This is a genomic window from Pseudoalteromonas sp. P1-11 (assembly GCF_001399995.1).
Taxonomy (GTDB): Bacteria; Pseudomonadota; Gammaproteobacteria; order Enterobacterales; family Alteromonadaceae; genus Pseudoalteromonas; species Pseudoalteromonas atlantica.
In genome coordinates, this window is record NZ_LJSP01000019.1 from 50,245 (window position 1) to 61,211 (window position 10,967).

Annotated in this window: 9 protein-coding genes; 3 read left to right on the plus strand and 6 right to left on the minus strand. The window is 41.2% G+C overall.

Annotated features, from left to right (window positions below):
• Window positions 1–124: 124 nt before the first annotated feature.
• From AN390_RS18870 to lepB, 3 genes are all read left to right on the plus strand, one after another.
• The gene (locus AN390_RS18870; RefSeq protein ID WP_055255718.1) at window positions 125–1,087 is read left to right on the plus strand and encodes a zinc-binding dehydrogenase; all 963 of its coding nucleotides are present in this window, start codon (window positions 125–127) and stop codon (window positions 1,085–1,087) included.
• Between the two features lie 103 nt (window positions 1,088–1,190).
• Window positions 1,191–1,445 carry a DUF2999 family protein gene (locus AN390_RS18875; RefSeq protein WP_004586776.1) on the plus strand — a complete coding sequence of 85 codons (255 nt, stop codon included), beginning with the start codon at window positions 1,191–1,193 and terminating at the stop codon, window positions 1,443–1,445.
• 138 nt (window positions 1,446–1,583) lie between these two features.
• Window positions 1,584–2,234, plus strand: coding sequence for a signal peptidase I (gene lepB, locus AN390_RS18880; RefSeq protein WP_004586775.1), 651 nt, complete (start codon window positions 1,584–1,586; stop codon window positions 2,232–2,234).
• A 31-nt stretch (window positions 2,235–2,265) separates the two neighbouring features.
• Here the strand turns inward: lepB and AN390_RS18885 are convergent, their stop codons facing one another.
• From AN390_RS18885 to AN390_RS18920, 6 genes are all read right to left on the minus strand, one after another.
• Complete coding sequence (locus AN390_RS18885) at window positions 2,266–3,519, minus strand: nitrate regulatory protein (RefSeq protein WP_055255719.1); 1,254 nt, start codon at window positions 3,517–3,519, stop codon at window positions 2,266–2,268.
• 269 nt (window positions 3,520–3,788) lie between these two features.
• Entirely contained in the window at window positions 3,789–4,655 is an 867-nt protein-coding gene (cobA, locus tag AN390_RS18895; protein WP_055255723.1) for a uroporphyrinogen-III C-methyltransferase, read from the minus strand.
• A gap of 11 nt (window positions 4,656–4,666) precedes the next feature.
• Complete coding sequence (gene nirD / locus AN390_RS18900) at window positions 4,667–5,020, minus strand: nitrite reductase small subunit NirD (RefSeq protein WP_024033472.1); 354 nt, start codon at window positions 5,018–5,020, stop codon at window positions 4,667–4,669.
• The gene (nirB, locus tag AN390_RS18905) at window positions 5,007–7,583 is read right to left on the minus strand and encodes a nitrite reductase large subunit NirB (RefSeq protein ID WP_055255725.1); all 2,577 of its coding nucleotides are present in this window, start codon (window positions 7,581–7,583) and stop codon (window positions 5,007–5,009) included. Before nirB ends, nirD begins: the two co-directional genes overlap by 14 nt.
• Before the next feature lie 422 nt (window positions 7,584–8,005).
• Window positions 8,006–8,662, minus strand: coding sequence for a carbonic anhydrase (locus tag AN390_RS18915; protein ID WP_055255729.1), 657 nt, complete (start codon window positions 8,660–8,662; stop codon window positions 8,006–8,008).
• Window positions 8,663–8,910: 248 nt separating this feature from the next.
• The gene (locus AN390_RS18920) at window positions 8,911–10,557 is read right to left on the minus strand and encodes a diguanylate cyclase (protein WP_236695120.1); all 1,647 of its coding nucleotides are present in this window, start codon (window positions 10,555–10,557) and stop codon (window positions 8,911–8,913) included.
• Window positions 10,558–10,967: the final 410 nt, after the last annotated feature.

Here is a 10,967-nt window from a genome sequence, read left to right on the forward strand (position 1 = left end):
GGAGCAGTTATCGAGCCCACTAGGTTACAAACCTCGCGCCGCGATTAAATGGCCCCTAGATTGAACAAATTTTAATCCTGAAAGGTTATCAGGCCCTAATTAAAAGGCTAAATACGGAGCATTAATGAAATATATTTCTCATAAGGGTGGCACCCTTGCATTTAGTGAAACCGATAAACCGGTTTTAAAAAGCCACGAAGTGCTAGTAAAAGTGTCTGCCATAGGTGTAAATCGCGCTGATTGCATGCAGCGCCAAGGTAAATACCCAGCGCCAGCTGGGGATAGCCCCATTTTAGGTTTAGAGTGCGCAGGCACAGTGGTTGAGCTTGGTTTTGATGTTGATAAAAGCTGGCTTAATAAACGTATTTTTAGCTTGTGCGCAGGCGGGGCTTACAGCGAATACGTTGCCATAGATGCTAAACAATTAATGGTATTGCCAGATGATTTAACCATGGTTGAAGGTGCAGCTATTAGCGAAGTGTACCTAACAGCATTTGGTGCGCTTTTTGAACTGGGTAAATTACAACAAGGCCAAACAGCGCTTATTCATGCAGGGGCAAGTGGTGTAGGCGGTGCGGCGATTCAAATGGCTAAAAGTGCAGGTGCAACGGTGGTTATTACTGCAGGCTCAGATGAAAAATGCGAGCATGCAAAAGCCCTTGGCGCCGATCATGCCATTAATTACAAAACAACTGACTTTGTAGAATATATGCAAGCAAATGAGCTTTTAGCAAATGCAATTGTAGATCCTGTATCGGGCAGTTATTTAAATAAAAATGCGGCTATTGCTGCCATGGATTGCCAAATTATTATGCTCGCTTTTTTAGATGGGCGTTTTGCTGAGGTTGATTTTGCAGCGCTACTACGCAAACGTATTTCGTTTCATGCATCAACACTTAGAAACCGTAGTATTGAGTTTAAACGCCAATTACGCGATGACTTAGTTGCCCGTTTTTACAATGATATTGCTACTAAAAAGTACGACTTTAACGTGTATAAAACACTACCGTGGAGCGATGCAAACGAAGCGCATGCTATTTTAGATCGTAATGAAAATGCCGGTAAAGTGGTATTACTTGTAGAATAACCACCCAATGTAACACTGAGGCGTGGGTTGGCGTTGTTAATGCATGGCTCAGCTAATATAATTTAGTAAATATAAAATACGTACAAAACACACAAGGTTAAAAATGAACCCAATACTAGCAATACTTAAAGAGCACAATGTAAGCGACGAAAAAGTAAAAGCATTGTTCGAGGCCTTTACACAAAACCCAATGATGGCAATGGCATTAGTACAAGAGCTTGGTATTCCGCCTGAAAAACTACAGCAGTTAATGGCCGTGGTGATGACTCAGCCGCACTTAATTAAAGAAGCCACCGACGAACTAGGCCTAGACTTTGAAAAAGTAAAAGAAGCGAAAGACAAGCTAAACCAGCAATAAGCTTCACGAATTACTCCTTACCAAGGCATAAGCCTTGGTAATTCTACCTAAAATCACCACACTTTTTGTTACATTATTCATTGAACTGCTTGGTATTAAGCTAGTCATACTATTACTTATGATAGGTAGGGACTAGGTATGAAGCCACTTTATAAATTTTGGAAAAATAACCGTTCGTTAATTTTATTTATTGCGCTGATGAGCGTGTTTAGAAGTGCAGTTGCCGATTGGTATGAAGTACCGACAGGCTCGATGAAACCCACCATATTAGAAGGCGACAGAATCTTAACCGATAAAATGGCTTATGATATACGCATCCCTTTTACGCATATTCCTTTAGTTAAATTAGCCGACCCACAAACAGGCGATATTATTGTATTTGACTCACAAGCTGCTGATAACCGGTTAATTAAACGCGTAATTGGTGTGCCAGGCGATACGGTAGCGCTTTATAACAACGAGCTAGAAATTAATGGCGTTAAACTTAAATACAATAACTTGCAAAGCAATATTGATTCTTTAGATAAAATAGAAGATTTAAATGGCCACAAACACACGATTCGTGTTGCACATACGCCTTCACAGCTATCGGGTTTTAATAAAATAACTATTCCTGAAGATTATTATTTAGCAATGGGTGATAACCGCGACCACAGTGCTGACTCGCGTGTTATTGGTTTAATCCCCCGCAGCGAACTACTTGGCAAAGCAGAGCGTATTATTGTGTCGCTTGATTACGACGATTATTACTTACCTCGTAAAAACCGCTTTTTAAAACCCTTACTTTAAGGGGTTTTGGGCGCTAACCACACGCCCGATTTTAATCGCTTAGCTCTACAATTTTTTGCGCAATATTATAAAGCGAGCAGTGCGAGTCCATTGCTTGCTTTTGCAACTTTTTATGAGCTTGCTCTTCGCTAAGGCTTAGCTGCTCTATTAAAATATACTTTGCCTGATGTATTATTTTTTGCTCTGTTATTACCCGTTTAGCATCAACTAAAGCCTGGTTTATTTGCTTAATATGTTGGCTTTGCTCCATGATTAGGTCGTACATGCTTTTATTACTATTGAGTTTATTAGCAGCGGTATTTTGGGGGGTATTTTGTTTAAACGCGAGTTGGCCGTCGGTCATTGGCATGTATTGTTCTTCAAGGCTGCTTATAACCTGTTTATTTGAATTTAAAGTGCGCTGCGCCTGAGCAATTTGCATTGCTGCAGAGTCAATAAGGTAGTCACTGAGGTTTTGCTCAATTTTGTGCATAATATCGATACGCGTTGTTGTTACCTCGTACCACACCTCACTAAGCTGAGAAAGCGGCTGCGCATTTTCGTCATCTAAATTTTGTAAAAGCCCGCGTAGCTGATCCACTTGCTTATTTACGGGGTGATCAGTTAACGAGCGATAGCATTTTAATACGTGTTCGTCGGCGTATTCGTTAAAAAACGTAAAGCTGTAGTGCTGTTGTTGAACAAAATGAGCAAGCTGTTGTTTTTGCTCCATGGTAAACTTACTTGATGCAAACGCTTGCGCGCCACAGGCACGTTCTTGTCCGGCGTATTCTTTACCTTGCATAAAATTAAAATAAGCCACTAGCAATCGTGTAACGCGCGGGTCGCTTGCGCCATCGGCGGCTTCTAAAATTATATTTAGCAAACACGAAATAAGCTGCGTATACGATTGAGTTGCATGCACAGGGGTAATTTTTTGATTTGCTATTTGTTGTCGCAGCTCTGGCAGCGCCTCTAACGATTGCAAACTATGGGTAATTAAATTGTACAAACGGGTGTGGCCCGTATCGGCGTTATCGGTAATAAAGGTCGTTTTAATTGAGTGGTAAAACTGCGTTTGTGTTTGCTCTGTTAAGCTAATTTGTTGTTTTAACTGCGAAGCAAAACGTTTGCGGTTAGAGGCTAAATAAATATTGCTCATGCCGCGTTCTTTTTGTAACTGATGTATAAAATCGCCCAGTTTAGTAAGCGATGCACAGCTTTTTTGAAGCTGTTTTAAGGCATGAATTTCTTGGTATTTTGCTGCTAATAAAAACTGTTTTGTGAGAGGATTGCTCGATAACATAGGACTTGTTCCACACTTTTTTGTATATAAAGTGCAACCACTGTTCCAATCATTTAAAAAATTTTCGATTGAATTTAAAATTAAATTAAAACAGCCGCTTAAAGCCATACTTGTTATTTGTTCCCATTTTAACTTATCTGTCCTTATTACAGGAATAAACCTTTTTGGTGCAAAAATAGTTGTTTTTGCACTCGATTGCGCCCTTCATGAACGAGGGGAAAAAAGTGTTTACTCTGTAAACTGCACAGAGCAAACACCAGAGGGGGAATTTATACGTTGCTACATTGCAGCAACGCTGGGCTGATAGCCATTTGATGATTTATTACCTCGCCAACCATAATTAGCGTAGGGCCCGTTAATGTATGCACCGCACTTTCGCTAATAATTTGCCCAAGCGTGCTGGTTATTATTTTTTGCTGGTTGGTGGTGGCATTTTCTATCAATGCGATAGGGGTTGTTTTAGGCCAGCCAACCGATTGCAAACCAGTACTTAATGCGTTTAAACGTCCTAATCCCATATAGACGACTAGCGTGGGGTTGTTAGAGCCTTGTACATAGGTGTAGTTGTGCCAATTAGGGAGTTTATTAGGATCGGCAAATTGCGCCGTTAAAAATGTAACACTTCGGGCCACATCGCGAGCAGTAAGCGGTATACCAGTATAAGCCGAGGCTGCACACGCGGTGGTAACGCCTGGGACAATAGCAAAATTAATATTGTGCTCTGATAGGGCGTTGGCTTCTTCATTAATGCGCGCAAAAATACTCGGATCGCCACCTTTTAAACGAACAACTTTAAACCCTTGTTGTGCGTATTTTACTAATAAGGCACTAATGGCAGCTTGTGGCATAGAGTGCTTGCCTGCGCGTTTACCTACATACACTCGCTGCGCATGTTTAGGCAGTGTATTTAAAAGCGCTTCACTAACTAGGCTGTCGTACAATACAACGTCGGCTGCTGCAATCAGGCGCTGCGCTTTCACCGTTATAAGCTCAGCATCGCCCGGGCCTGCCCCTATTAAATACACGTGGCCGTTTTTTTTGTGTTTAGCTTTGTGCTTTGTATCTTGAGTGAGTTTATTAACAAACTTGTTTAGCCATGGGCTGTCAATACCCGAAAAATACGAAAGAACACTCATTTTATTGCTCCTTATGCTAACGCTGTAATGGCTTTTGGCTCAGCGCTAACAAAGACATTGCCATTGTCTATTTTGGCTTCAAATACGGGGAGCTGTATTGCCTCTGCTTCTAGGCACTCGCCGGTATTTAAACAAAAATGTTGCTTATACAAAGGGGAGGCCACTACTAACTTTCCATCAATAGAGCCAATAATGCCGCGCGATAGTACATTGGCTTTGCCTATCGGGTCGTAGTTGCTAATGGCTAACACAGGCTCACTATTTTGTGGAACATAAAATATGGCCACTTGCTGGTTGTTTACTAATGCGCATACGCCACTATTAGCAACTAGGTCGTCGGTTGTTCCAATTTTATGCCAATACATCAGCTTGCTCCTGCTCAATTTCCATTACGGGGATACGGTTTGTCGAATTTTGCTGGTTACGTTTTTCAGAGTCAGTGGCGGGGCGAATTTGGTTGCGCTCTTGTACAAATAAAATATTGCTATCGGCATCTGGGCTATTAATAAATTGGCGGAACCGTTTTGAGGCCTCTGGACTTTCGACTGCTTTTTTCCATTCGCAGGCGTAAGTTTTAGTTATAAGCGCCATTTGGGTTTCAAGCTCATGGCAAATACCTAGGCTGTCGTCTATTACTACGCTTTTTAAATAATCTAATCCGCCCTCTAAATTTTCCATCCACACTGAGGTGCGCTGCAGTTTATCGGCGGTTTTAATGTAAAACATGATCACGCGGTCAATGTATTTAATGAGTGTTTCGGTATCTAAATCGGTAGCAAATAAATCAGCATGGCGCGGGCGCATACCGCCATTTCCACATACGTATAAGTTCCAGCCATTTTCGGTTGCTATTACGCCTATATCTTTGCTTTGTGCCTCAGCGCATTCGCGAGTACAACCCGATACGGCCATTTTAAATTTATGCGGGGCGCGTAAACCTTTGTAGCGGTTTTCAATCGCAATCGCGTGGCCAACACTGTCTTGAACGCCATAGCGACACCACGTACTGCCAACGCACGATTTAACAGTTCTGAGCGATTTACCATAAGCGTGACCGGTTTCAAAACCGGCTGCAATAAGTCTTTCCCAAATAATAGGGAGCTCTTCAAGGCGTGCGCCAAATAAGTCGATACGCTGCCCACCGGTTACTTTACAGTACAGGTTAAAGTCTTTGGCAACTTGGCCAATAACGATAAGTTTGTCGGGGGTAATTTCGCCACCCGCTATACGGGGAACGACAGAGTAAGAGCCATCTTTTTGCATATTTGCAAGGTAAGTGTCGTTGGTGTCTTGCAGGCCAACATGAGCGGGTTCTAAAATAAACTCATTCCACGTTGAAGCTAAAATAGAGGCCACTGCAGGTTTGCATATTTCACAGCCGTGATGACCGCTGCCATGTTTAGCGAGCAAATCATCAAAAGTTTTAATGCTTTCTACTTTTACTAAATGCAGTAACTCTTGGCGCGAAAAAGCAAAGTGTTCACACACATGGTTGTTAACTTCAACCCCACGGCTTTGAAGTTCACTGTCGACTACCGATTTTAATAATGCGGCACAACCACCACAGCCGCTGGCGGCTTTGGTACAAGCTTTAACTGCAGATAAATCGCATGAGCCGCCATCAATTGCACCCACAATGTCGCCTTTGCTTACATTGTGACACGAACAAATAGTAGCAGTATCGGGCAGGGCATTTCCCGCTAAAACAGGTGCTCCTTCGCTATCAGGTAAAATGAGGCACTCAGGGTGTGCGGGTAATACCATGTCGTTTAACATGTACTGCAACAGTGTGTCGTAATCGCTAGTATCGCCAACAAGCACTGCGCCTAATAACTTGTTGCCTGCCTCATTTAAAATAATTTTTTTATAACAATCACGAATAGGATCTTGATAAATTAGCTCTTTGCAATCGGGGGTTTTAGCGTGGGCATCGCCAATTGAGCCTACCTCTACCCCGAGTAGTTTTAATTTTGTGCTCATATCGGCGCCTAAAAACTCAAGTTCGCCGCCTGTAAGTTGGCTTGCAACCACGCGAGCCATGTTATAACCCGGAGCAACTAGACCAAAAAGCTTTTTGTCCCATAAGGCACATTCGCCAATAGCATATATATCAGGGTTTGATGTTTGGCATTGGTTATTTATTACAATGCCGCCACGTTGCCCTAATTCAAGTTCGGCTACTTTGCCAAGCTCATCGTATGGGCGAATACCGGCCGAGAACAAAATTAAGTCGGTTTCTAAAAACGTGTCATCTGAAAAATTTAATCTGTAACGGCTCGTTTCGCCTTTTACTATTTCGCTGGTGGCTTTAGCGGTATGCACACTCACGCCCAGTTTTTCAATTTTGTTTTTTAACAGCGTACCACCTTGTTCATCAAGTTGTACCGCCATAAGTTGGGGTGCAAACTCAACTACATGAGTATCAAGTCCAAGTTGCTTAATTGCATTGGCTGCTTCAAGCCCTAATAAGCCGCCACCTATCACTACGCCACTTTTACTTTGTGCAGCGCTAGCTTTTATTTGCTCTAAATCTTCTAGGGTACGGTAAACCAAGCAATGGGGTTGGTCATTCCCTTTAATTGGCGGCACAAACGGGTACGAGCCTGTTGCTAAAATAAGTTTATCGTAACTAAATTTATCACCGGTTTGAGTGCTAACTACCTTGTTTTTTTTATCTATTTCATTAACCCACTGGTTAGTATGCACATTTATATTTAACTGCTGATAATTATCAAAGGTGGTTAGGGCTAAATCGGCGGCTGTTTTACCATCAAACACGCTGGATAAGTAAACACGGTCATAAGCTAAATTTACTTCTCCACACAGTACGGTAATGTGCGCGTTAGCGTCGCTTTGGCGCATTTGCTCTACAAAATGGTGCCCAACCATCCCATTACCAATAATGAGTATTTTTGTTGGTGTTTGCATTGGTATCCCCTCAATGACGGTTTAATTTAAAAACAAAAAAGCCCGCCACAGTTACAAATTAATGCAACTGCGAGCGGGCTTCTTTGCCTGTGGTCATAACAACCTAAATGTGTGTCGTTTTAATAACGAACGGTATGGTTATCATATAAGCAAAAACACGGCCATTTTTATAAGTGTTTGTTTTTTAATGGCTACATTACTTTTAAATGGTTTTACTTACGCATATTTGAGTTGTTTTGGTGCGGTGCTAGCACTATGGGAGTGCACAAAATGAGGCTACAATGTGATGCTTAGTCAATAAAAGTGCATGTGTGCCGTTAACTAATAACGAGGGGTAAGTGTTTAGGCTATAAATAAAAAATGCACTTAGTGTTATTATGAGATGAAATTAACACTAAGTGCATTAATACTGTAAAGCGGCTTTACTTGCTTTGTTTTGCTAGGGTTTCTACATCGGTATCTTCAACAGGTTTAAAGCTGCCCGTTGCTTCATCGTAGGTTTTAATTTCTGCAGATTCTATATCATATACCCAGCCGTGTAGCTTAACTTGACCAGTTGCAATTTTTGCAGCCACAGCAGGGTGTGTTTTTATATGCTGTAGTTGTTGTACTACGTTTTCTTCAATTACTAAGCCTAGGTGGTCGTTATTGTTTAGCTCTGCGCAACCGCATTTTTCTTTTACAACTTCAGTTGCTACGCGGCTGTGGCCAAGCCACTCTTTAACGTGCGGTAAGCTTGATAAACCTTCAGTATTTATAGCGCCCTTCATTGCGCCACAATCCGAGTGTCCACAAATAATAATGTGCGATACGCCCAGTGCAGCCACCGCAAATTCAATTGAGGCTGTCATACCGCCGGTTTGATTACTATGTGGCGGGATAATATTGCCCGCGTTACGACAAATGAATAATTCACCGGGTTCAGTTTGAGTCACTAAGTTAGGATCGATACGCGAGTCGGCACAGGTGATAAATAACACTTCTGGGTTTTGACCATTGGCTAGTTTTTGAAACGCTGCTTTTTTTGATGGGTAAACTTCTTTTTGAAACTTAGCCACGCCCGAAATAATATGTTCCATGTACAACTCCTATTGGTGTAATTTAATCGTGTTATTTATAGCTTTATTCGCCTGACAAATTAGCGCCATTATAACTTTGTTCTTGTTTGTTTTGTACTATTACACTGTTTAATAAATTTCATGCGCACGATCAAAGGGCGACACACGTGCATGAAGTTATTGGCGAATACATGAGCGTACCTAGCAGAGGCTTCGAGTAAAATAAAAGGCGGTAAGTGGCGAAAAAGGTGGTTGAGAAGGTTATTAGCTTAACTTGCTTTAAGTTTATGGGCTGATTTTAAGTTATACATGCGCTGATCCGCTAAGGTTAAACACTCGGTATGGCTTTGGCACTCATCGCTAGATGCTATGCCATAACTAATACCGGATTGTGGCCATTGCTGCTGAATAGTGCGATGTAATGCGGTGAGCTTTTGGGTAAGTGTGGTTTTTAGTTGGGGAAGGTGTGATTTGTTTTTGACTTTACATAACCAAATAAATTCATCGCCCCCGGTTCTAAATACGGTGCCGTCTTGCGGTAGATGCTGTGTCATTAATTTTGCTGCATTTATTAAAAACGCATCACCTTTGGCGTGACCAAGCGCATCGTTTATTTTTTTTATTCCATCACAATCTATAAACACAATGATGTAAGCACTGTGTGCAAGTTTAATCAGCTCATCATTTAATAGTAGTCGGTTGCCTACTTGGGTTAGAGGATCAAAGCGAGATTCATGTAACAAGGTACTAAATTCATGCTGTTTTAACTTTAGCCACTCAGACAAAGACAGCACAATACACACACAATCTATTGCTAAGGCTAACAGCACAAGTATTTCTGATGAGGTCGCATTTATTAAATCAAAATGAAACGCAACGTATACTACTAATGACAGGCTATAGAGCATATTTCCAAATAAAAAATACTTGGCTCTAAAATCGTTCAGGCTAAGCATGGCAAACCCGGTGGTTAAGCTAAGCATAACCCATACGGCTGCTAAAAAGTGCGCGATATAAAACACTAAATAAAAGGGCATTAATAGGCTGCAGATACCGCATACAAATGCGCTAACGGTAAAGTACTTTAAAGCACTCCCAAGCTTATTGGCTTTTTCTTTATCGAAGTTAAACAGGTAGTAGGTAAATGCTGCTGCGCAACTTACAGCAAAGGCAAATAAATAAATACCTAAGTAATGTTTATTAATAGAGGGGCTGGCATAAATTGTATTTACAGCGCCCGAAGCAAACGCCCAACCAAGACCGTGCAAACCGACATACCCAGCACAAAACAAGGCCACTTTTTGCTTTACTCTTAAAAACATTACAAAGGCCATCATTGCTAAAGTGAGCATGATAGAAATAGCAATAAGGCTTAATGAGTTTATATAAAACTGATGATGCAAAAATGCACCTTCGCTTAAAATACTTAAATCAACCGGCGTTGGATAGTGTTTGGCTTCTAAATATATCCATAAATAGCCACTGCTTGGCGCATAGAAGGGCAGTTTAAATGCTTGTCCATGCATTAAAATAGCCGGTTGATTAACGTGAGACTGCGAAAAATCAGCAAGCTTAACTATATCCCCCTGTTCGGTTTGCCAATAGGCTAAACCAACGTCGATAAAATTGGCTTGCGGCAACACATACCAATCTCCAGTGGTGGGGTTATTTAGCGCAATTTTTGTTATTACAGCGCCACTTTTACCGAGCAGGTTACTCGTTTCACTAGCGTTTTTATAAGATGTAATTACTTGCTGTGCAGAAGGAGACGTATTGAATGCTATGACAGGGCGCCACAGGTTATCATCCTCTAGGGTAATGTTGTTATTAAGTGTATAAGCATATGCTAGCGGGCTAAACAAAGCACAGAAAAAGAATACTGTTAATATACCAACCCGCACCATACCTAAACTCACTTTAAAAACCCACTAAGCGATTATAATCAAATTGTAAACAAATAGTATATAAATCAAACAAAATTATCGCCTTTAAGTAATGGCTTAATTTGGCTTTAAATAACAAACTGCATTAATAAATAAGTAATACGAGGGCGTTTTTGTTTAAACGAATTTATAAACACTGCGGGTGTTTGCAGTATTAGTTAGGATTTAAGGTGGGTAGCGGGCTAACCAACTGAGTTACAGTCGTACAAATAGGGATTCTTAAATATAATTTATTCAAAGAAGTCAGAATAAATTTGGTACGACTGAGTGAATTCGAACCACCGATTTCGGCGTGGGCATAGAGAGTAGGTAGCGCGCTAACCAACTGAGCTACATTCGTACATATAGGGATTCTTAAATATAATTTATTCAAAGAAGTCAGA